The following is a 20,852-nucleotide window of genomic DNA, read 5'->3' on the forward strand; positions in this document are numbered from 1 at the left end:
CTGGCGCCACCTACTCGATGAGCCCGTGCTCGACGACGGCGTCGAAGTCGATCTCCTCGGGAATCTCACCAGCCTCGAAGAACGCATCGGCCAACTGCTGCTCGGAGGCGATGTGCTCCTCGCTCACCGGACCGACCACGGAGGCCTTCTTCGCAGCCACCTCGCTAGTCGTCGAGACCGGCAACCCGGACTCGGACGCCCAGCCCTCACCCCACTTGTCGGGGTTCTCCTGCGCCCACGCGAAGCCCTCCTCGACCAGGCCCACGAAGTGCTTGATCGACTCGCGGGTGTCCTTCTCCTCGAGCGAGGCCGCCGAGGCGATCTCGAAGGCGAGGTACGGGTCGGTGGAGCCTCCCTCGTCAGCGGTGATGTCGACGGCGCCGTCCTCGTTGACTGCCTGGGTGACGAACGGGTCCCAGATCGACCAGGCGTCCACCTCACCGGCCTGGAACGCGGCCAGACCCTCGGCGGGCTGGAGGTACTGCGGGTCGACGTCATCGAGGGTGAGTCCGGCCGACTTCAGCGCCAGCAACAGGTGGCCGTGGGCGGAGGTGCCCTTGCCGACAGCGATCTTCTTCCCCTTCAGGTCGGCCGACGACTTGATGGCCGACCCCTTCGGGACCAGGATCGAGTCGGTCTTCTGGTCCTGCTCCTCGACCGTGGCCACGACCTTGAAGTCCGCGCCGGCGGCAGCCCCGAAGATCGGCGGCGCCGACCCCACCCAGGCGACGTCGATCTGGTCGGCGGCAGCCGCCTCGATGATCGGCGGACCTGCGGTGAACTCCGACCACTCGATCTCGTAGGGCAGGTCCTCCAGCAGCCCGGCCTGGGTCAGCACCGAGCGGATGCCGTCCTTCTGGACGCCGACCCGCAACACCGGTTCGTCCGAACCGCCCGAGGCGGACGAGCCACAGGCTGTCAGGGCGCTGCCGAGGAGGGCGAGGACGGCCGGGGTCGCGAAGAGGCGCGTCAGAGCGGTGTTTCGAGACATGGATCTCTGCTTTCTTCCAGTGGTCGATCGATGGGGTCGGTCGATGGGGTCAGGCAGCCTGGACGGCCACGCCCAGGAGGGCCAGCAGCGCCGCCCGGCGCTCGACGATCTCGGGGTGGTCACGGCGTCGAGGGTGCGGCAACGTGATCTGCTCGTCGTGGACGATGCCGCCCTCGTCGATGAGGATCACGCGGTCCGCCAGCAGGAGGGCCTCCTCGACGTCGTGGGTGACCATGAGGACGGCCGGGCGATGCGCATCGACCAAGCGGCGTACGAGTTCCTGGGCCGAGATCCGGGTGAGCGCGTCCAAGGCACTGAACGGCTCGTCGAGGAGGAGCAGGTCGGGCTCGCGTACGAGGGCCCGGGCCAGTGCCACACGCTGGCGCTGGCCGCCGGAGAGCTGGCGCGGCCATGCCTTCTCTCGGCCCTCCAGACCGACCTCCGCGAGCATCTTCCGGGCGTGGTCGACCGCGCCGGCGCTACGCAGACCCAGCGATACGTTGTCGAGGACCGTACGCCATGGGAACAGCCGCGGGTCCTGGAAGACGACTGCTGGGGCAGAGCCGGTGACCACGGTCCCGGTGGCCCCGGTGTCCAGGCCCCCGACGATGCGGAGCAGGGTGGACTTGCCGCTGCCGGAGCGGCCCAGCAGGGCCACGAACTCCCCGGAGCGGATGTCCAGGTCGATGCCGCTGAGCACCTCGTGCTCACCGAAGGCTCGGCTCACCCCGGACAGTGAGGCGACGACACTCATGCGGTTCTCCCTTCGTCACGCCAGCGCAGGGCGCGGCGCTCGAGCAGTCGTACGGCCCAGTCGGTGACCAGACCCAGCGCGGCGTAGCAGAGCAGACCGACCACGATCACGTCGGTCTGGAGGAAGTCGCGCGCGTTGTTGATCAGGAAGCCGAGGCCGGCGCCGGCGTTGACCTGTTCGGCCACGATCAGCGCGATCCACGCCATCCCGAGTGCCTGGCGCAACCCGACCAGCAGCCCCGGCGTGACCGCCGGGAGGTAGAGGTGGCGCAGTCGCTCGGACCGGGTGAGCCGCAGCGCGGAGGCGACCTCGACCAGCTCAGGGTCGACTCCTCGCAGCGCCGCGACGAGGTTGAGGTAGAGCGGCACGATCACGAAGAGCGCGACCAGGTAGATCTTGGGCTCCTCCTTGATCCCGAACCAGATGATGAACAGCGGCACCAGACCGAACAGCGGCAGTGTCCGCAGCATCTGCACCAAGGGGTCGACCAGCGCGTCCCCGAGGGCGGTCAGGCCGACGATCCCGCCGAGCACGAAGGCGATCAGCGCCCCGAGGAGGAATCCGAGGGCGGCCCGGCGCGCTGAGACGGCGATCGCCTCTTGGAGCTGCCCGGTGCGGATCAGCTCCCAGGCGGTGCCGGCCAGCTGGACCGGCGAGGCGAGGGTGCGCTCGTCGAGGATCCCGAACGAGGAGAGCAGCTGCCAGGCCACCAGCACGAGGACCGGGCTCAGCGAGCGCAGGACCCGGAGCGCACGTGGCCCGAGAACGCTCCTGCGGGCGGAGACCGCTCGTCTCGCGGGTGAGGGCGTGACGGCCTCCTCTGCGGTCGGGTCGGTCGTCGCCAGACCGGAGACCTGGGTCATCGGGATGCCCCGAACGGGACGGCCGCCCCGCGGCCGGCGACGGGGGCGGGGTGGGACCACAGGCCGCGACGCGCGAGCTCGGGCAGGACGCCCTCGCCGAACCAGTAGGACTCCTCCAGGTGCGGGTAGCCGGAGAGCACGAACTCGGAGATCCCGACGGAATGGTAGGCCTCGATCAGGTCGGCGATCTCGGTGTAGGAGCCGACCAGCGCGGTCCCGGCACCACCGCGGACCAGGCCGACGCCCGCCCACAGATTGGGGTAGACCTCGAGCCCGTCGCGCGAACCCTGGTTGAGCTCCAGCATCCGCCGCTGACCCTCCGAGACGCTGCGGGAGAGCCCCGCCTGGACGCGCGAGATGTCCTCGTCCGAGATGTTCTCCAGCAGCCGGTCGGCCTCCGCCCACGCGGCGGACGAGGTCTCGCGGGCGATCGAGTGCAGCCGGATCCCGAAGCGGAGCTCGCGCCCGCGGTCGGCCGCCAGCTTCTGCACCTTCGCGATCTTCTCCGCGACCGCGGCCGGCGGCTCGCCCCAGGTCAGGTAGACGTCGGCGTACTCGGCGGCGACCTCCAGGGCCGCTGGCGAGGAGCCGCCGAAGTAGACGTCCGGGACCGGTGTCGGTCGCTGCTCGAGCCGGGCGTTCTCCACCGAGAGATGCGACCCGGAGAAGGTCACCGTCTCCCCCGCCCACAGTCGGCGGACGATGTGCAGGAACTCCCCGCACCGCTCGTACCGCTCGTCCTTGGCCAGGAAGTCTCCGTACATCCGCTGCTCGTGGTCCTCACCTCCGGTGACGACGTTGAGGAGCAGCCGCTGCCCGGACAGGTTCTGGAAGGTGCCGGCCATCTGCGCGGCCAGGTAGGGCGAGACCGAGTCGGGCCGGAAGGCGACCAGGAACTTCAGCCGCTCCGAGACGGAGCTGAGCATCGCGGTCGTCACCCAGGCGTCCTCGCACCACGCGCCGGTCGGCGTCAGCGCCGCCTCGAAGCCGAGCTGCTCGGCGCTGCGGGCGATCTGGCCGAGGTAGGGCACCGTCGCCGGACGGCCCGACGCCAACGCGCTGACGCCGTGACCGCCGCCGATCACGTGACGGCCGTCGCCGCCGTTGGTCGGGAGGAACCAGTGGAACTTGAGCGTGCTCATCGCTGCCTTTCGAGTGGGATGTCGGGGATGTCAGATCTGCCCGTGCCGTGGCGGTGCGGTGCCGTCGACGGCCCAGCGCCCGAGGTGCTGGACCTTCCAGGCGGCCGGGTCGTGGAGGGTGTGGGTGCGCGCGTTGCGCCAGTGGCGATCGAGGTTGGTCGATGTCAGAGCCGCCCGAGCGCCGGAGACCTCGAGCAGCCGGCTGGTGACGTCGACCGACACCTTCGCCGTCGACGCGCGGGCAGCCGCCACGGCCAGACTCGCCTCTGCGGCCGATGTCTCGGTGAGGTCCGCGTCGGCCTCGTCCACGCGTCGCGCCGCCTCGGCGAGGAGCGCCTCGGCGCTGCGTACGGCCAGCTCCATCTCGCCGAAGGCCTGGACGACCAGCGGGTCCTGCGCGGCCGTCTCGGCCCCGGCGAGCGCGACGGCGTCGGCGTAGGGGCGGGACTTCGTGCGTACGAACTCGGAGGCCTCGTCCAGCGCGCGCCGGGCGATCCCGGCGTCGATGGCCGCGTGCAGGAGCTGCGCGAAGGCGCCGTAGGTCGTCGGCACGTCGAAGGTGACGGAGAACGGCGTCACCCACTCCGCGGCCACGGCGACGTCGGTGAGGCGCACCGTGCCGGATCCGGTCGTACGCTGCCCGACGGCGTCCCAGTCGTCGACGATCTCGACGCCGGGAGTCTCCGTGCGGACCCAGGCCACCTGCAACGGCCCGTCGACGTCACGCCGCGCGAGCACTGCGAGATAGTCGGCGAAGAGCGAGCCGGTGCAGTAGAACTTCTCGCCGTTCAGCAGCCACTCCCCCGCCTCCCGGGCTCGCGTGAGGGTCGTGCGGATGTCCCGCACGTGCTTCGTCCCGAACTCCGACTGCGCGTTGGCGACCAGCGCACCGGCCCGCACCTCGCTGTAGATCCGCTGCTGCTGCTCGCGGGTGCCGTTCAGCCGGAGCTGGTTCAAGAACACGAAGTGGCTGTGCGGGACCTGCCCGACGTTGGGATCACCCCACGAGACCAGCCGGAACACCTCCGCCACGGTCGTGGCCGAAAGCGCCGGACCGCCGAACTCGAGCGGGACGGTGAGCGCACCGAGCCCGGCGGCGGCGTACGCCTTGACCTGGTCGTAGGGCAGCGCCCTGACCCGGTCGCGTCCGCCGTCGCCGAGCGCGAGCTCGTCGGCCAGCCGCCTCGCCACCAGCGGCGCGGTCTCGGCATCGAGTCGGGCGATCTCCGTCGTGCTCAAGCCACGGACTCCAACTGCTGCGCCTCGAGCTCGCGCACGATCGGAAGGACCCGCTGGCCGAAGTACTCGACGTCCTCGAGGTAGTGCAGGAAGCCGCCGAGGATCAGGTCGGCGCCGGCCCTCTTGAGCTCGACGATCCGCTCGGCGACCTGCTCGGGAGTGCCGATCAGCCCGGTCCGGAAGCCGTCGTTGTACTGCACCAGGTCCTCGAAGCTGGAGTCCTGCCACATCCCGGTCTTGTCGCCGGTCGACTGCCCGGCCTGCTTGACCGCGGAGCCGAAGCCCTCGACGGCCTCACGGTCGGCCTTGTCGATGATCTCCCGGAGCGTGTCGCGCGCCTCCTTCTCGGTGTCGCGGGCGACGATGAAGCCGTTGATCCCGAACCGGACCCGACGTCCCAGCGGCCCGGCGACCGCGTTGACGTCCTCGATCTGCGCGGCGAGGCCCTCGGGGGTGTTGCCGTTGGCGAAGTACCAGTCCGAGACCCGGCCCGCCATCGCCTTCGCGTCGGAGGAGTTGCCGCCCTGGAAGATCTCCGGGTGCGGACGCCCCTCGCTGGCCAGCGGCTTCGGCTTCAGGTCGAAGTCGTGCAGCCGGTAGAAGTCGCCGTTGAGCTCGGCGGCCTCACTCGTCCAGATCTCGCGGAGGTAGCGGATGAACTCCTCCGAGCGGCGGTAGCGCTCGCCGTGCTCGAGCCACGGCTCGCCGAGCTGGGTGAACTCGTCCTTGAACCAGCCGCTGACCACGTTGACGGCCGCGCGGCCGCCGGAGAGGTGGTCGGCGGTGGCCAGGAACTTGGCGAGTACGCCGGGCTGCCACAGCCCCGGGTGGACGGCGGCGATCACCTTGAGCCGCTCGGTGGCCAGCAGGAGCGCGAGGGAGAACGAGGTGGACTCGTGCTGGTAGGCCGCACCGTAGGAAGCCATGTAGCGCACCTGGGACAGGGCGTACTCGAAGCCGTTGTTCTCGGCCAGCTGCGCGAGCTTCTTGTTGTAGTCGTAGCTCCAGTCGGTGCGCTGCTCGATCTTGCTCACCACCAGGCCGCCACTGACGTTGGGCACCCAGTAAGCGAACTTCAGGGGCTCGGTTGCCGGTGAAGTCATGCTGGTCTCCTTGGATCGCGAATGTCTACTAAACTTATCTGATTAAACAGGCGACGGGACCGGGTCTCCCGATGTGGACCACCGGAAGACCCGATCCCGTGATAGGTGCCGCCTATCAGGCGGCGACCGGGCGAGAGGCCCTACTGATCACCGAAGGCGGCTCACGTGTACCAGGTCGGCGCGGGGATCTCGCCGAGCAGCGCGTAGCGGCCCACCTCTGCCCGCTTGTGCGCGACCGGGTCATGGAGCGAGTGGGTGCGGATGTTGCGCCAGAAGATGTCCAGGCCGACCTTGTTGGAGGTCGCGCGAGCGCCGGTCAGGTCGTAGACCTTGGTGCCGATCTCCAGGCCGGCATCGATCGCGACCTGCTTGGCCGCGGCGATCACGACCGCCGCCTCACCACGCTCCTGCTCGGCGACCTCGTCGGCGTGCGAGTTGATGGCTTCGATCAGGCCGGCCGCCCGCTCGGCCAGCGCCTGGGCCGCCCACAGCTTCGAGGTCAGGTCGCCGTACGTCTCTTGGATGTAGAACTCCTCGCTCCCCTTCTCCTTGACGTCTCCGGCGTAGGGCCAGGCGCGGGTCGTGTCGCGGGTGTAGGTCGCCGCGGTCGTCAGGGCGCCCTCCGCGATCCCGAGGTAGAAGTTGGTGAAGATGAGCTGGATGATCGGCACGTTGAGCGTGTTGTAGACCCGCGGGACGAACTCGTACGTCCCGTCCTGCTGCTTCACATAGCCCGCCGCGGACTCCCAGGGGACGCGCACGCCGTTGATCTCGACGGCGCCGGACTCGGTGAGCCGCTGGCCGAGGTTGTCCCAGTCGCCGGCGAAGACGATGGCCTCCTGCTGGGTCGGGACGATCGCGAAGACATGCTGCTCCGTGCCCTCGATGACGCCCTCGAGCACGGTCAGGTCGGAGATCCGCCCGCCGGTCGAGAACGACTTGCGGCCGGTGAAGACGAGCTCGTCGCCCTCGACCCTGATCACCAGGTCGTCGTCGCGAGGGTTGACTGCGCCGCCGAAGAAGAAGGTGTTCTCGGTGTAGAGCTGCTCGACGGCGGCGATCTGCTCCGGGGTGCCGACCAGCCGAGCCGCCCAGGCCCACAGGTAGTGGTAGCCGAGCAGCTGCCCGATCGAGCCGTCGCCCGCAGCGACCGCCCGGACCACGCGCAGCGCGGTCGTCCAGTCCTGGCCGGCGCCGCCGTGCTCGGCGGGGCCGAGCAGGGTGACCAGGCCACTCTCCTTGAGCAGGTTCACCTCGTACGTCGGGACCTGGTTGGCCCGGTCGCGGGCGACCGCGTCCACGGAGAGCCTGGTGGCCACCTCGCGGGCACGGTCGACCCAGCCCTCCGGAGTCGTGGGTGCCGCGCCGAACTCCGCGGCGGTGCGTACAGCTTCGGTTGTCATCGCGCCCTCTCAGTCTTGCGTCGTGGATGTTTCTGTCTTTAATCGACCAAGTTACTTGAGAATGGAGAGCGTGAGACAGGCTGGACGCCAGCGATCACCGATCACCCGCTCGGGATGACCGATCACCGACCGACGAGAGGACAGCGTGAGGATCGAGCAGCTGGAGTACATCGCAGCCGTGACCCAGTACGGCTCGCTGCGCCGCGCGAGCGAGCAGCTCCACATCTCCCAGCCCGCCCTGAGCGAGGCGATCACCAAGCTCGAACGCGAACTCGGCGTGACCCTGCTCGACCGGCGCCGCGCCGGGGCCCGGATCAGCCGCGAGGGCCAGGAGCTGCTGCACTCCATGTCCGACGTCCTGGAGGCCGTCGACCGCCTCCGCCTGGCCGCCGGCGACCAGAGCGCCGGGGTCAGCTCGGTGCGGATCGGCACGGTCCACGCCGGCACCTCGACCGTGCTGCTACCGACGTTGCGGAGATTCGCCGACGAGCACCCGCGCACGAGCGTCGAGGTGCGCACCATGGTGCAGGAGGACATCTACCTCGCGCTCGCGGAGGGCACCATCGACATCGGCCTGGTCAACCTGCTCGACGGCGACGACCTCCCGCCGACGGTCGACGGCACCGTGCTTCTCCACGGACGGCCGATCGTCGTGCTGCCCGCGGGCCACCCACTCGCCTCCCGCGACGAGATCACCGTCGCGGAGCTCCGCGAGGAGCCGTTCGTCGGCATGCGCGCGGGCTACCTGATGTATCGCTTCGCCCACCGCGTCTTCGGGCGCGACCTCCCCCACCACTGGCACGCCACCGACGGCGCCGAGATGGGCAAGATGATGGTCGGCGAGGGCCTCGGACTGACCCTGCTGCCCGACTACAGCGTCGTCGGCGACCCGCGCGAGACGGGCGGGCACATCACCGTACGTCCCCTCGCCGGAGATCGCTCGCGCGTCACGATGGTCGCGGTGCGACGGCACAACGCGCGTACGACCTCGGGAGCGCGCAGCCTCCTCGACCTGCTCGCCGAGACGGCTGCCCGCTCTCAGCGCGCTCGGTCTCAGCCCTCAGCCGGCTCGTAGCTCTGCACGAACTCGGTGAGCCGGGCGAGCTGGTCGGGGTCAGTGCTCGGGATGACGCCGTGGCCGAGGTTGAAGATGTGGCCCTTGGCGCGCCGCCCGGTCTCGATGATCCTCCCGGCCTCCGCGAGCATCACCTCGGTGGGCGCGAAGACGAGGGCGGGGTCGAGGTTGCCCTGGACGCCGAAGTCGTCGCCGAGCCGGGTGATCGCCCAGTCCAACGGCGTACGCCAGTCGACACCGACGACCTCGGCACCGGCGCTGCCCATCAGCGGAAGGAGCATGGCGGAGTTGACGCCGAAGTGGATCCGCGGGACACCGAGCTCGCCGATCCGGGTCATCACCTGGGTGGAGTAGGGCAGCACGTGACGCTCGTAGTCTGCGGGCGTGCAGGCGCCGGCCCAGGAGTCGAAGAGCTGCACGGCGGAGGCACCCGCGCGGACCTGGACCTCCAGGAACGCGCCGGAGATCCCGGCGATCTTGCGCATCAGGGCGTCCCACACGTCGGGGGCACCGAACATGAGCGCCTTGGTCTTGGCGTACTCCTTCGAGGGGCCGCCCTCGACCAGGTAGGAAGCGACGGTGAACGGGGCGCCGGCGAAGCCGATCAGCGGGGTGCCGCCGTTGATGCCGGCCAGCTCACCGGTGAGGTTCTGGACGGCCTCGGTGATGTAGGTGACGTGCTCCGGCGTCAGGTCCGGGATCGCCTCCACGTCGGCGAGGGTGCGCACCGGGTTCGCGATCACCGGGCCGACTCCGGGCTTGATGTCGAGGTCGACCCCGACCGCCTTCAGCGGCAGCACGATGTCGGAGAAGAAGATGGCCGCGTCGACCCCGTAGCGGCGTACGGGCTGCAGGGTGATCTCGGTGATCAGGTCGGCGTCCTGGCAGGACTCGAGCATGCCGATGCCCTCGCGGACCTTCAGATATTCGGGCAGCGACCGGCCGGCCTGGCGCATGAACCACACCGGCGTACGGCTCGGCTTCTGCCCTGCGAGTGCCTGCAGGAACGGGGAAGATGCGAGCAGGTCGGGGGTCTTCCCAGAGGTGTGTTCAGCGGCCACCTGGCAATGGTCCCATCCGGTGCGGCGTGTACGCACATCGCGAATCGCGCAGAAGACATACCCTGTTCACATGGTCGTCCGTGGAGAGTCGCGTCCCGCCGCGGGACCGGAGACCGGTCCTGCCGTGTTCCGGTCCGCCGCGGAAGGGATGCGCGCCGCGACCTTCAGACCTGAGGTGCTGGCCGAGGAGATGCCGGCGCCCCAGCGGATCGCTCCGTACGCCGCGGCGCTCTCCGCCGAGGTGACCGTCGACGACGTCGACGTGGCGACCGGACGGCTGATCCTGCTGCACGACCCCGACGGCAACGACGCCTGGGGCACGGTGCACGGACTGCCCGGCACGTTCCGGCTGGTGGCGTACGCACGGGCCGACATCGACGTCGAGCACATCAGCGACCCGCTGCTGGGTGAGGTCGGCTGGTCCTGGCTCCTGGACGCCCTGTCCGGTCACGGCGCCGAGCACGTCGCCGCCGCGGGCACCGTGACCCGCGTGGCCACCGAGTCCTACGGCGGCATGGCCGACGAGGACGGCACCGCGCAGATCGAGATCCGCGCCTCCTGGACGCCGGTGGGGACGGCCTCGGGCGACCTGGACCTGCGACCACACACCGAGGCATGGGGCGAGCTGCTCTGCACGGCCGCGGGACTTCCTCCGGTGCCGGAGGGCGTCACCGTCATACCGAGCCGGCGAGGGCAGCGAGGCGCGTGATCGAAGACAGGACCGAGGCCGAGACGGGGCCGGACACACCAGAAGATGCTGCTCCGGCGCCGCTGCTGACCCTGCGCGACGGGTTGCCTCCGGTGACTGACACCGACGAAGGCCTGGTCAAGGCCGCCGCGGCCATCGCCGCCGGCTCGGGTCCGGTCGGGATCGATGCCGAGCGCGCCTCCGGCTACCGCTACTCCAACCGCGCCTACCTGATCCAGCTGCGCCGCGAAGGCTCCGGGATCTGGCTGATCGACCCGATCGAGCTGTCCACGATGCAGCCGCTGGTCGACGCACTCGAGGGCACCGAGTGGATCCTGCACGCCGCCACCCAGGACCTCCCCTGCCTCAGCGACCTCGGCCTGCACCCCTCCGCCCTGTTCGACACCGAGCTCGCGGGGCGGCTGCTGGGCTATCCCCGCGTCGGGCTCGGCACCCTGGTCGAGACGGTGCTGGGCTTCACCATGCTCAAGGAGCACTCCGCGGCCGACTGGTCGACCCGGCCGCTGCCGGACGCCTGGCTGGAGTACGCCGCGCTCGACGTCGAGGTGCTCGTCGAGCTGCGCGACGCGCTGGCTGACGAGCTCGTCGCGCAGGGCAAGGAGGCCTGGGCCCGCCAGGAGTTCGACTGGCTGCGCGGGTTCGAGGCGCCGGTGCGTACGGATGCCTGGCGGCGCACCTCCGGCATGCACCGCGTCCGCGGCCGCCGCGGCCTCGCCGCGGTGCGTGAGCTGTGGACCGAGCGCGACCGGATCGCGCAGCAGCGTGACGTCACCCCCAGCCGAATCATTCCCGACGCCGCGATCGTCGCCGCCGCGCAGGATCTCCCGCAGGACAAGGGCGCGCTGCTCGGGCTGAAGGGGTTCCACGGCCGTGGCGCCGAGCGCTACTCGACCTCCTGGGTGAAGGCGCTCAACCGCGCACTCACGATGGAGGAGGACGAGCTCCCGGTGCGCTCGCCGCGCTCCGACGGTCCTCCCCCGCCGCGCGCGTGGGCGGACAAAGATCCTGTCGCCGCCCGTCGTCTCACGCTGGCGCGTGAGTCCGTCAACGCCCTCGCCGAGGCCCGCAACCTCCCCGCCGAGAACCTGCTCACTCCCGACTTCCTGCGCCGCGCCATGTGGACGCCCCCGAAGACCCGCGACCCCGGCGCCCTGCTCGACGGCATCATCGAGATCCTCTCCGGCTTCGGCGCCCGCGGCTGGCAGATCGCCCTCACCGCCCCGCTCCTCACCGACGCCGTCCTCCACGCCGAGGCGAGGGAGTAACCGCGCGAAGAGCGGACATCGAGCCCTGAGCGAGACGTCGGCCGGCCTCGGCAGCTAGGAGCTGGGTGAGATGGAGGGGGACGGGGAGGCCGGTGGCGTCGGCTGGGGGAAGACGGTCTTGGAGAGCTCGTCGATCTGGACCGCGTAGTCCTCGACCTGGTCGGGCTCGGTGACCGCGAAGGAGCCTCGTACGGCGACGGCGGCGACCTTCTGGAGCTGGGCGAGCTGGGTGGCCTCGGGGAGGACCTGCATGTCGCGCACGGTGTCGGTGAAGATCCGGGCGTTCTTGGGGTTCCGCTCGGGCTGGGTGAAGACCGGCGCGTAGCCGACCTCGGAGTTGACCGGCACGAAGTGGCCGGTGCGGACCATCTTCACGACCGACTCGGTCGAGATGAGGTAGGTGAGGAAGTCGGCGGTGGCGTCGGGGTCGGCGGTCTCCGAGCCCATGCAGAGGCCGGCGTAGTCGCCGGTGGTGCCGTTGCCACCCGGCATCGGCATCACGTCCCACTCCATCGCGTCGGTCGCCCGAAGGTCCGAGACCAGTGAGCGGTCACCGACCAGCGCCACCAGGCGACCCTGCTTGAAAGCCTGGAACGGAGTGCGTCCGTTGAGGTCCTTCGCCGTGGCCAGCACGTTGGGCTGGTTCATCGCCTCGACCAGTTCCTCGTACGCCCCGGCCGAGTCCTCCAGCGCGGTGGAGGTCGGAGCCAGCGGGTCGTCGAAGAGGGTCGCGCCGGCACCGGCGAGCCAGGGCATCAGCGCGGAGAGGTTCTGCTCGACGTAGGTGCCCCGGACACCCTTGTGGTGCTCGGCGGCGTAGGTCATCGCCGAGCTGAACTGCTCGAGGGTCCAGCCACGCAGCGAGCCATCGGCCCGGACGCTGGGGGTGGGCAGGCCCTCCTCCTTCATGGCGTCGAAGTCGATCAGCCCGGTGTTGACGTAGACGACCTGCGGCGAGACCGAGTAGGGCATGCACTCCAGGCGGCGTTCGACGGAGAAGTCCTCCATCGCCTCACGGGAGTACTTGTCGCCGAAGTCGACGTTGCGGGCCTCGAGCAGGGTGTCGACGGGCTGGATCAGCTTGTCCTCGGCGAACGTGGCGACGTCGGCACGCGGGGTGAGCACCACGTCGATCTTCTCGCCGCTGTTGACCGCCGCAGTGAGCTGGTCGGCGGTCGGCCAGGACTTCACCTCGACGGTGACGTTGGGGACCTCTTGGGTGTATTCGGCGGCCAGCTGCTTGTAGGTGTCGACCAGCGTCTTGTGGCCGGAGACCCCGAAGACGAGCTTCACCTTGGTCGGCGCCTTCGTCGTGGTGCTCGGCGATGGCTTCGAGGCCGGGTCACCACCACCGCAGGCGGCGAGGGACGCCGAGAGAACCGCCACCAGAAGCGCCGTTGCCAGCCGCGTGCGCCGCACCATTTCCTCCATCTCAACACCAGGACCGGGTCTGTGATGCAACCACAGACCCGGTTTACCAGCGATTCACTTTACGATACGTACCTGGACACTTCCTGAGAAGGCACGTCAGAACAGCCCCCAGGACCGCCTCAGGCGAGGTGATCGCGTGCGGCCTTGATCACATCATCGAAGATTTCCTTGGCCAGCACATCGCCCTCACGGCGTACGTCTGCGGGATCCATACGGATCAGCCGGTCCAGGCGCACCTCGGAGGGCCGCCCCTGACGGTCCCAGCCGCCGGTGCCGACATCCATCCAGTGGCGCCCGTTCCGGGCCTCCTGCGCCTCGTCGCGGTCGTGGTCCTTGCTGGTAAGCATCAGGCACAGGAGTACGCCGGCCTTCTGGCCGATCACGAGAACGGGCCGGTCCTTGCCCTGGGTCTCGTCGTCCTCGTAGGGCACCCAGCCCCACACGACCTCGCCCGGGTCGGCGTTGCCGTCACCGATCTCGGGCTCGTAGGAGATGGCGCCCTCGCGCGCTGCGGGCTGGGTGTCGGTCACTACGGCTCCTTGGTCGGTGGCTGGCGTCATGGCCGCCCAGCCGAGGTGCACCGAAAAAGATGATGAACACGCCGGACCGGGAGCGCCTCACGGCGCAAGGCCGCTCGAAGCGGCTGAAGTTGGGACCCGGGGCTGCCGCAGCCCGACGTGTTCGGTCACCAGTGTAACGGTGCCCCCAACCTCCTCCGCATCAAAGCGAACAGGAGGCTACAGCAACTCAAGTCAGCCGCTGCTCGAGCTCCGCATGACCCGCCGCCTCGAGCTGCTCGGACAGCTGCAGCATGTTGCGTACGTCCTTCGCGGCCGCGTCCGGGTCCAGGGCCGCCCGCCCGGCGGCGATGACGCGGGAGAACGCGGCGGCGCGGAGGAGCACCACGGCGAAGTCGCTGCCGGCGATGCCGCGCAGCACCTCGTCGACCATCGCCTTGAGCTCCTGCGGGCCGGGAGGCTCCGCGACACCGGCCACTACCTGGGCGACCTGGGCCTTCGCCCGGCCGGCCTCGAACTCGCGCGCGGCGCCGACCGGGTCGGCGTAGACCCAGCTGCGGAGCAGGAAGAGCCGCCACAGGCAGCCGGCCAGCGACTCCGCCGGCGAGCTCGACCAGACCTCCGCGATCGTCTCGATGCCCTCGGACTCGGCCAGATGGAGGATCCGCTCGGCGACCGCGGGGTCGTCGCTGTCCCGCGCCCCACGCACGAGCGCCGTCGCCGCCGCGTCTGCCGCCTCCTGCACCAGGGCAGGGTCGTCGCCCCCGAGGAGGGAGTCGAAGAAGCCGTCCCCGGGACGCATCGGCGAATGAAACTCTCTGGACATCGGATCGAGCGTAGCGGCCGCCGCCCGCATGTAACAGCCTTGCGGCGCTACCCCAGCAGCTTGCGGATCCGCGCGTCGGAGACCTTCTCGGCGGTGCCGAGATGCTGGGCCCAGAGCTGGACGCGGTACTCCTCGAGCATCCACCGCACCTGCCGCAGCCGCGGACCGGGGGGCCGGCCCTCGGCCAGCGCCTCGACCTGGTGCAGGTAGGCGTCCTGGAGCGACGCGATCCGGTCGTGGGTCGCCCGGTCGGCGCGCAGGTCGGCGTCGAGCTTGCGGCGGCGGTCGACGATGGCCTTCAGATAGGTCGGATACCGCCTGATCTGCTGGGCGCCCGCCTCCGCGACGAACCCGCGGTGCACCAGCCGGGCGAGCTGGTCCTTCATGTCGGTCAGCGCGGGGAGCTGGAACATGTCGGCCCGCCCGGAGAGCGCCTTGTCGGTCTCGCGGTAGGCCTCGAGCGCCCGCATCACGTCGGCCAGGACCGCGCGGACGGCCGCGACCAGGTCGGCCGGCGTGCCCGCGGCGGCCAGGACGGCGGCGTACGCCTCCTGCGTCCGCGGCAGCGGACGGGCATCGACCAGCTGCTGGACGACGGCGGCACGGCAGTCCTCGACGAGCTCGGCGGCACTCGGGTAGGGGGATCCGGCCAGCGCGAGCTTCTCCATGGTGGAGAGCCCGTCGACGACCTCCTTGCCCACATTCGGGAGAGCGAGGAGCAGCAGGCGTACGACGCCGAGACGATGACGCGCCTCGGCCTCCTCCGCGGATCCGGCGACGACGAGACCGACCGTCGTGCCCTCGTCGGAGAGGCACGGGAAGACCGTGACCTCATGACCGGCGCGCTTCTCGGTCACCGTGGTGGCGATGTCACCGAAGACCCAGCTCGTCTCGCCGGTGCGGGTGTGACCGGCCGACGCCGCGACCTCGGCGATGGCCGCCTTGAACTCGCCTTCGAGCGGCGCCTTGAGCGCGTCGAGGTCCTTGCCCTTCGCGGTCTCCTTGCCGTCCTCGCCGACGACTCGGTAGGTCGGGCGCAGGTGCTCGGGCACCTTGGACCAGTCCCAGGCCTCGCGAGGGATGTGTACGCCCGCGGTCGAGCGCGCCCAGCGCTCCAGCGCGGTCAGCAGCGGCTCCTCCCCCGGCGGCGTCTCCTTCAGGAAGGCGCGCGCCTTGTCGGGGGCGGGCACGAAGCTGACCCGCAGCGGCTTGGGAAGCGACCGGATCAGCGCGGTCACCAGCTCCTCGCGCAGCCCCGGCACCAGCCAGGAGAAGTCCTCGGCTCCGACGCGGTTGAGCGTGGCGACGGGTACGTCGATCGTCAGCCCGTCATCGGCCGTCCCCGGCTCGAAGTGGTAGCTCAGCGAGAACGTGAGCGGCCCGGCGTCCCACTCGGCCGGGAAGTCGCTCTCAGTGACCTCTCCCGCGGCGTCGTTGGTGAGCATCGACAGCTCGAAGGTGAGCAGGTCGGGCGTCTCCCGCCGGGCCTGCTTCCACCACTGGTCGAAGTGGGCCCCGGAGACGATGGAGGCCGGCAGCCGGCGGTCGTAGAAGTCGAAGAGCGCGTGCTCGTCGACCACGATGTCGCGGCGCCGGGCGCGGTGCTCGAGCTCCTCGGCCTCCTCGACGAGCTTCGCGTTGTCGCGGAGGAAGCGGTGGTTCGTACGCCACTCCCCGTAGACCAGGGCATGCCGGATGAAGAGCTCGCGCGAGAGCTCGGGATCGATCTTGCCGAAGGCGACGGGACGGTCGGCGACCAGCGGCACGCCGTAGAGGGTCACCTTCTCCCGCGCCATCACCGAGGCACGCTTCTGCGACCAGTGCGGCTCGGAGTAGGTGCGTTTGACCAGGTCGCGGCCGAGGCTCTCGGCCCACTCGGGCTTGATCGAGGCGTTCTGCCGGGCCCATAGCCGGGAGGTCTCGACGAGCTCGGCGGACATCACGAACTGCGGGTTCTTCCGGTGCAGCGCCGACCCGGGGAAGATCGCGAACTTCGCGCCTCGGGCGCCTTCATACTCCCGCGGGCCGGGCCGCCGCCTCTCCCGCGCTCGCGCCGCGTCGGCCTTCGAGTCCCGCTCCTCGAGCGCCCCGATGTGGGAGAGCAGACCGGAGAGCAGCGCCTGATGGATCCCGTCTGCGTCGTACGCGACTCCCGCAGTATTCAGTCCAGTCTCGCCCGCGTCCTCGCCGGCTTCGATGACGTCGCGGTGTCCCTTGCCGAGGTCGATCTTCATCTCCCGGCAGACCTGCCGCAGCTGCGACTCCAGGTCCTGCCACTCCCGGACGCGTACGTAGTGCAGCAACTCCCGCTTGCACAGCCGCCGGAACGCGCTGGAGGAGAGCTCGTGCTGCTGCTGCTTGAGGTAGCGCCACAGGTTGAGCCAGGTGAGGAAGTCGGAGGTCTCGTCCTTGAACCGCGCGTGCAGCTGGTCGGCCTGCGCCTGCTCCTTGGGGTGGTCCTGCCCCGGCCGCTCACGCGGGTCCTGGAGCGAGAGCGCGGCGGCGACGACGATGACGTCGCGTACGCATCCGAGCCGTTCGGCCTCGAGCACCATCCGGGCCAGCCGCGGGTCGATGGGCAGCCTCGCCAGCCTGCGGCCCAGCTTGGTCAGCCGCTGCCCCCGCATCGCGCCGAGCTCCTCGAGAAGCTGTACGCCGGCGGTGATGTTGCGCCGGTCCGGCGCCTCCACGAACGGGAACCGGGCGATGTCCCCCAGCCCGAGGGAGGCCATCTGCAGGATGACGGAGGCCAGGTTGGTGCGCAGGATCTCGGGGTCGGTGAACTCCGGCCGGCCCTCGAAGTCCTCCTCGGAGTAGAGCCGGATCGCGATGCCCGCCTGGACCCGGCCCGTACGTCCCGACCGCTGGTTGGCCGAGGCCTGCGAGATCGGTTCGATGGGCAGCCGCTGCACCTTGGTGCGGGCGGAGTAGCGCGAGATGCGGGCGACACCGGTGTCGACGACGTACTTGATCCCGGGGACCGTCAGCGAGGTCTCGGCGACGTTGGTCGCGAGCACGATCCGGCGGCCGGTGTGGGGCGAGAAGACCCGATGCTGGTCGGCGGCCGACAGCCTCGAGAACAACGGGATGATCTCTACGAGACCCGTTCCGGAGCGCCCCTTGTTCAGCCCGAGCGCATCACCCAGAGCGTCAGCCGCATCCCGGATCTCCCGCTCCCCCGGCAGGAAGACGAGCACGTCACCCGGGCCCTCGGCGGAGAGCTCCTTGACCGCGTCGACGATGGCCTCGGTCTGGTCGCGGACGACGACCTCGCCCTCTTCGTCCTCCTCGGAGAGCTCCATCAGCGGCCGGTAGCGGACCTCGACCGGATAGGTGCGGCCGGAGACCTCGATGATCGGCGCCGGATCCCCGGTTCGCGGGTCGGCGAAGTGGGCGGCGAACCGCTCCGGGTCGATCGTCGCGGAGGTGATGATCAGCTTCAGGTCGGGTCGCCGCGGCAGCAGCCGGCGCAGGTAGCCCAGCAGGAAGTCGATGTTCAGCGACCGTTCGTGGGCCTCGTCGATGATGATCGTGTCGTAGCGGCGCAGGTCGCGGTCGCGCTGGAGCTCGGCGAGCAGGATGCCGTCCGTCATCAGCTTGATCCGCGAGGCGGCCGAGGACTTGTCCATGAACCGCACCTGATAGCCGACCAGGTCCCCGAGCGAGGTGCCGAGCTCGGAGGCGATCCGCTCGGCCACCGACCGTGCCGCGATCCGGCGCGGCTGGGTGTGCCCGATCAGTCCGGCGGACCCGCGCCCGAGCTCCAGGCAGATCTTGGGCAGCTGGGTCGTCTTTCCCGACCCGGTCTCACCGGCGACGATCACGACCTGATGGTCACGGATGGCCGCGGCGATGTCCTCGCGGCGCTGGGTGACCGGGAGCTCGGCAGGGTAGGTGATCGCGACGGAGGTGGCGGCGGGCTGGTCGGTCTCGGACATGAGGTCACCCATTCTCCCCCGGCGTACCCCTCGACCGCACATCGGTTTCTCGCGGAACCCTGCCCGCCGGATGGCGGGGGCAGCGGATGTGATTCCCGCCACAGGCCGGGTTCCGTCGACAACGGTCACGAGGGAGGCTGGGGGCACCCCCGACGAAGGAGTGGCCATGACCGAGACGACCACCAGCGAGATCTTCCCCGACACCCCCATCCGGCCGCCGTTCGATCCCGAGCTCGTGCCGGTCCTCGAGGCGGTACGCCAGGGCATCCCGCCGTTCTCGGCGGAGCTCCTCCCGCTGATACGGCAGCAGAGCGCCGACGGGTTCCCCGGCATGGAGCCGGCGGATCTGACCGTCGGCGGCGCGGTCAGGGTCGAGGAGCGGCAGGTTCCCGGCCCGGAGGGCGCCCCCGACATCACGCTGCTGATGCTGAGCCCGACCGTCGACGGGCCGCCGCGCCCGGTGATCTACCACATCCACGGCGGCGGCATGGTGATCGGAAATCGGGTGTTCGGCGTGGAGGCCTTCCTCCCGCACGTCGCAGACGGCACAGCCGTGGTCGTGTCGGTGGAGTACCGCCTCGCCCCGGAGCATCCCGACCCCGCGCCCGTGGAGGACTGCTACGCCGGCCTGGTCTGGACCGCGAAGAACGCCGCTGACCTCGGCATCGACCCCGAGCACGTCATGATCGCGGGAGCCAGCGCCGGCGGCGGCCTCGCCGCGGGCACGGCGCTGCTCGCCCGCGACCGATCCTTCCCGAAGCTGAGCCACCAGATCCTCATCTGCCCGATGCTCGACGACCGCTTCGAGACCCACAGCAGCCAGATGCTCGACGACGAGGGTGTCTGGGACCGCGAGGCCAACCTGTTCGGCTGGACGGCACTGCTCGGCGAACGCCGGGGTGGCCCCGAAGTCTCCCCGTACGCAGCGCCCGCGCGCGCCGAGGATCTCACCGGCCTTCCCCGCACCTACATCGACACCGGCTCGGCGGAGACGTTCCGCGACGAGACGCTGGCCTATGCGCGCCGGCTCTCGGAGGCCGGCGTCAGCGTCGATCTCCACATGTGGGGCGGCGGGTTCCACGGGTTCGACATGATGGCCGGGCACGCCGCGGTCTCCCGTGCCTCGATCGCGACCCGTGACGAGTTCGTCCGCAGGGCACTCGAGGCCTGATCCCCTGGCCCGCTCGCGTCCGGTGGGCGATAGTGGCGGGGGGAGGTCCAGGTGCGAGATCTGATCGGCAAGCTCGAGGTGGTCGATGACGACACGGCCAGTGCGCTGCGCGTCATCGACCACTTCGACCGGCTCGTGGACGAGCGGACGTCGACCGCCGCGGTCGTGCGCGCCGCGGCAGCGCTGGCCGGCTCCCCCGCGGGCCTCCACGACGCCGCGCGCGGCCTCGTCAAGCGGTTCGCGGCGGATGGCCGCGCACTGGCCGGCGAGACCGAGGGCGGCTGGCGCCACGAGCCGATCCCCGGGCAGCCCGGCTCCTGGCTGTGGCTCGAGCGCACCGGGGACGACGGCCCGCTCGACGCACTCATCCTCGAGCGTGCCGCCCGCGCCTTGCAGGCGCTCAGCACGGGCTCGTCCGATCCCTCGACCAGCGGGCTGGTCAGGATCGCGTGCGACCCCGACGCGACCGAGTCCGACAGACGCGACGCGGTCGCACGGCTCGGCCTGACCGGCCCCGTCACGGTCGTACTGAGCACCTCGGTCCACCTGCGCGCGACGCTGATCAGCACCGTCGGTGCCCTGGTGGTCGCGCTGCTTCCCGGCACGCCCACCATCCCGGAGGGCGTCCGCGCGGGCGCCGCCGTCTCCCCCGACCCGCTGCAGCTGCCGACCGCGCTGGAGCAGGCACGTACGGCCCTCCGGCTGGCCGCCGACGTCGGCGGCCTCGCACCCGCGGTGGTCCGCTACGACGACCTCGGGGCACTTGCCGTCATCGCCGAGCGGATCAGTGCCGACGAGGCGGCGGAGGTTGGTGACGTACGACGTCTGGATGAGCTGCTCGACGGTCATCCGTGGGTCGTGGAAACGCTCCATGCGGTGCTGGACCAGCCCAGCCTGCGGCAGTCGGCCGCGATGCTCCACGTGCACCACTCGACGCTGCAGGAGCGGCTGACCTGGCTGAGTGGTCAGCTCGGCTACTCCCCCATCAAGGGCCGGGGACGGCAGCGCGCGGCGGTCACGCTGCTGCTGTGGCGGGTTGCCCACGGCACCGACCAGCAGGTCGTGGACGATCCGCACTAGGCGAGCCTTGGTGCGGGCACCTAGATTATGTGCCCATGACCGGGGAGCCGAGCGAGACCGAGGTCCAGGATGCGCTGCGCGCGCTCCGAGGAGAGGACGACACCCTCAACGAGCGGTCGGTGCAGACCGCTCTCGACCTCCATCGGCTGCGCGACGCGCTGACCCGGTTCGGCGACGACGAGCCGTCCGGCGACACCAAACCGGCGCGTGACAGGTTCCGACTCTGACTCGAAATCGGCCAATGGGTGGGACGCCGAGTTACGTAGGGGATTTCAAGAGGGTT

At 70.4% G+C, this 20,852-nt stretch carries 18 protein-coding genes; 6 read left to right on the plus strand and 12 right to left on the minus strand.

Going from position 1 to position 20,852, the window contains the following annotated elements:
• Positions 1 to 10 precede the first annotated feature (10 nt).
• The 7 genes from OG801_RS10080 to OG801_RS10110 all read right to left on the minus strand — a co-directional run bounded on the left by OG801_RS10080 (position 11) and on the right by OG801_RS10110 (position 7,495).
• Positions 11 to 991 (minus strand): ABC transporter substrate-binding protein, encoded by a 981-nt coding sequence (locus tag OG801_RS10080; RefSeq protein ID WP_355017796.1) that lies wholly within the window; start codon positions 989 to 991, stop codon positions 11 to 13.
• Positions 992 to 1,040: 49 nt separating this feature from the next.
• On the minus strand, positions 1,041 to 1,745 hold the full coding sequence (locus OG801_RS10085; protein WP_355017795.1) for an ABC transporter ATP-binding protein: 705 nt from the start codon (positions 1,743 to 1,745) through the stop codon (positions 1,041 to 1,043).
• Positions 1,742 to 2,608: an ABC transporter permease gene (locus OG801_RS10090; RefSeq protein ID WP_406035589.1), complete on the minus strand. Its 867-nt coding sequence runs from the start codon at positions 2,606 to 2,608 to the stop codon at positions 1,742 to 1,744. The genes OG801_RS10085 and OG801_RS10090 overlap by 4 nt, the downstream gene beginning before the upstream one ends.
• A complete protein-coding gene (locus OG801_RS10095) occupies positions 2,605 to 3,750 on the minus strand; it encodes an LLM class flavin-dependent oxidoreductase (RefSeq protein ID WP_406035591.1) in 1,146 nt (381 codons plus the stop codon). Before OG801_RS10095 ends, OG801_RS10090 begins: the two co-directional genes overlap by 4 nt.
• 30 nt (positions 3,751 to 3,780) lie before the next feature.
• Positions 3,781 to 4,989 (minus strand): SfnB family sulfur acquisition oxidoreductase, encoded by a 1,209-nt coding sequence (locus OG801_RS10100; protein WP_406035593.1) that lies wholly within the window; start codon positions 4,987 to 4,989, stop codon positions 3,781 to 3,783.
• Positions 4,986 to 6,092 carry a dimethylsulfone monooxygenase SfnG gene (sfnG, locus tag OG801_RS10105; RefSeq protein WP_406035595.1) on the minus strand — a complete coding sequence of 369 codons (1,107 nt, stop codon included), beginning with the start codon at positions 6,090 to 6,092 and terminating at the stop codon, positions 4,986 to 4,988. The genes OG801_RS10100 and sfnG overlap by 4 nt, the downstream gene beginning before the upstream one ends.
• A 161-nt stretch (positions 6,093 to 6,253) precedes the next feature.
• Positions 6,254 to 7,495: an acyl-CoA dehydrogenase family protein gene (locus tag OG801_RS10110; RefSeq protein WP_355017790.1), complete on the minus strand. Its 1,242-nt coding sequence runs from the start codon at positions 7,493 to 7,495 to the stop codon at positions 6,254 to 6,256.
• Positions 7,496 to 7,640: 145 nt separating this feature from the next.
• Between OG801_RS10110 and OG801_RS10115 the strand changes: the two genes are divergently transcribed.
• Positions 7,641 to 8,570 carry a LysR family transcriptional regulator gene (locus tag OG801_RS10115; protein WP_355017789.1) on the plus strand — a complete coding sequence of 310 codons (930 nt, stop codon included), beginning with the start codon at positions 7,641 to 7,643 and terminating at the stop codon, positions 8,568 to 8,570.
• Here the strand turns inward: OG801_RS10115 and hemE are convergent.
• Complete coding sequence (gene hemE, locus OG801_RS10120) at positions 8,549 to 9,631, minus strand: uroporphyrinogen decarboxylase (RefSeq protein WP_406035597.1); 1,083 nt, start codon at positions 9,629 to 9,631, stop codon at positions 8,549 to 8,551. The two genes, OG801_RS10115 and hemE, sit on opposite strands and share 22 nt — an antisense overlap.
• A gap of 70 nt (positions 9,632 to 9,701) precedes the next feature.
• On the opposite strand from hemE, the gene OG801_RS10125 reads away from it, so the two are divergent.
• Both OG801_RS10125 and OG801_RS10130 read left to right on the plus strand, forming a co-directional pair.
• Positions 9,702 to 10,340, plus strand: a complete 639-nt coding sequence (locus tag OG801_RS10125) for a DUF3000 domain-containing protein (RefSeq protein ID WP_350660578.1) — start codon at positions 9,702 to 9,704, stop codon at positions 10,338 to 10,340.
• On the plus strand, positions 10,337 to 11,605 hold the full coding sequence (locus tag OG801_RS10130; protein WP_406035599.1) for an HRDC domain-containing protein: 1,269 nt from the start codon (positions 10,337 to 10,339) through the stop codon (positions 11,603 to 11,605). The genes OG801_RS10125 and OG801_RS10130 overlap by 4 nt, the downstream gene beginning before the upstream one ends.
• Before the next feature lie 54 nt (positions 11,606 to 11,659).
• Here OG801_RS10130 and OG801_RS10135 read toward each other — a convergent pair whose 3' ends face one another.
• From OG801_RS10135 to hrpA, 4 genes are all read right to left on the minus strand, one after another.
• Positions 11,660 to 13,027, minus strand: coding sequence for an ABC transporter substrate-binding protein (locus OG801_RS10135; protein ID WP_406035601.1), 1,368 nt, complete (start codon positions 13,025 to 13,027; stop codon positions 11,660 to 11,662).
• A gap of 128 nt (positions 13,028 to 13,155) precedes the next feature.
• Positions 13,156 to 13,566, minus strand: a complete 411-nt coding sequence (locus tag OG801_RS10140) for a type II toxin-antitoxin system PemK/MazF family toxin (RefSeq protein ID WP_355017785.1) — start codon at positions 13,564 to 13,566, stop codon at positions 13,156 to 13,158.
• Positions 13,567 to 13,783: 217 nt separating this feature from the next.
• Entirely contained in the window at positions 13,784 to 14,380 is a 597-nt protein-coding gene (locus OG801_RS10145) for a hypothetical protein (protein ID WP_355017784.1), read from the minus strand.
• Positions 14,381 to 14,427: 47 nt separating this feature from the next.
• Positions 14,428 to 18,330, minus strand: coding sequence for an ATP-dependent RNA helicase HrpA (gene hrpA, locus OG801_RS10150; protein ID WP_406035604.1), 3,903 nt, complete (start codon positions 18,328 to 18,330; stop codon positions 14,428 to 14,430).
• Positions 18,331 to 18,484: 154 nt separating this feature from the next.
• On the opposite strand from hrpA, the gene OG801_RS10155 reads away from it, so the two are divergent.
• Genes OG801_RS10155 through OG801_RS10165 form a run of 3 tightly spaced genes read left to right on the plus strand, consistent with a single transcriptional unit; the run spans position 18,485 to position 20,796 of the window.
• Positions 18,485 to 19,489, plus strand: a complete 1,005-nt coding sequence (locus OG801_RS10155) for an alpha/beta hydrolase (RefSeq protein WP_406035606.1) — start codon at positions 18,485 to 18,487, stop codon at positions 19,487 to 19,489.
• A gap of 51 nt (positions 19,490 to 19,540) precedes the next feature.
• Complete coding sequence (locus OG801_RS10160) at positions 19,541 to 20,569, plus strand: helix-turn-helix domain-containing protein (RefSeq protein WP_406035608.1); 1,029 nt, start codon at positions 19,541 to 19,543, stop codon at positions 20,567 to 20,569.
• Positions 20,570 to 20,604: 35 nt separating this feature from the next.
• Positions 20,605 to 20,796 (plus strand): hypothetical protein, encoded by a 192-nt coding sequence (locus OG801_RS10165; RefSeq protein ID WP_091052443.1) that lies wholly within the window; start codon positions 20,605 to 20,607, stop codon positions 20,794 to 20,796.
• The last annotated feature ends 56 nt before the right edge of the window (positions 20,797 to 20,852 follow it).

Origin of the sequence: Nocardioides sp. NBC_00163 (assembly GCF_045206295.1) — a bacterium.
Classification (GTDB): domain Bacteria; phylum Actinomycetota; class Actinomycetes; order Propionibacteriales; family Nocardioidaceae; genus Nocardioides.

Excerpts from the sequence above, each read along its gene's own strand:
- OG801_RS10085 (WP_355017795.1), bottom strand. The coding sequence starts at position 1,745 with ATGAGTGTCGTCGCCTCACTGTCCGGGGTGAGCCGAGCCTTCGGTGAG.
- sfnG (WP_406035595.1), bottom strand. The coding sequence starts at position 6,092 with ATGACTTCACCGGCAACCGAGCCCCTGAAGTTCGCTTACTGGGTGCCC.
- OG801_RS10165 (WP_091052443.1), top strand. The coding sequence starts at position 20,605 with ATGACCGGGGAGCCGAGCGAGACCGAGGTCCAGGATGCGCTGCGCGCG.
- hrpA (WP_406035604.1), bottom strand. The coding sequence starts at position 18,330 with ATGGGTGACCTCATGTCCGAGACCGACCAGCCCGCCGCCACCTCCGTC.
- OG801_RS10110 (WP_355017790.1), bottom strand. The coding sequence starts at position 7,495 with ATGACAACCGAAGCTGTACGCACCGCCGCGGAGTTCGGCGCGGCACCC.
- OG801_RS10090 (WP_406035589.1), bottom strand. The coding sequence starts at position 2,608 with ATGACCCAGGTCTCCGGTCTGGCGACGACCGACCCGACCGCAGAGGAG.
- OG801_RS10125 (WP_350660578.1), top strand. The coding sequence starts at position 9,702 with ATGGTCGTCCGTGGAGAGTCGCGTCCCGCCGCGGGACCGGAGACCGGT.
- OG801_RS10095 (WP_406035591.1), bottom strand. The coding sequence starts at position 3,750 with ATGAGCACGCTCAAGTTCCACTGGTTCCTCCCGACCAACGGCGGCGAC.
- OG801_RS10145 (WP_355017784.1), bottom strand. The coding sequence starts at position 14,380 with ATGTCCAGAGAGTTTCATTCGCCGATGCGTCCCGGGGACGGCTTCTTC.
- OG801_RS10155 (WP_406035606.1), top strand. The coding sequence starts at position 18,485 with ATGACCGAGACGACCACCAGCGAGATCTTCCCCGACACCCCCATCCGG.
- OG801_RS10135 (WP_406035601.1), bottom strand. The coding sequence starts at position 13,027 with ATGGTGCGGCGCACGCGGCTGGCAACGGCGCTTCTGGTGGCGGTTCTC.
- OG801_RS10080 (WP_355017796.1), bottom strand. The coding sequence starts at position 991 with ATGTCTCGAAACACCGCTCTGACGCGCCTCTTCGCGACCCCGGCCGTC.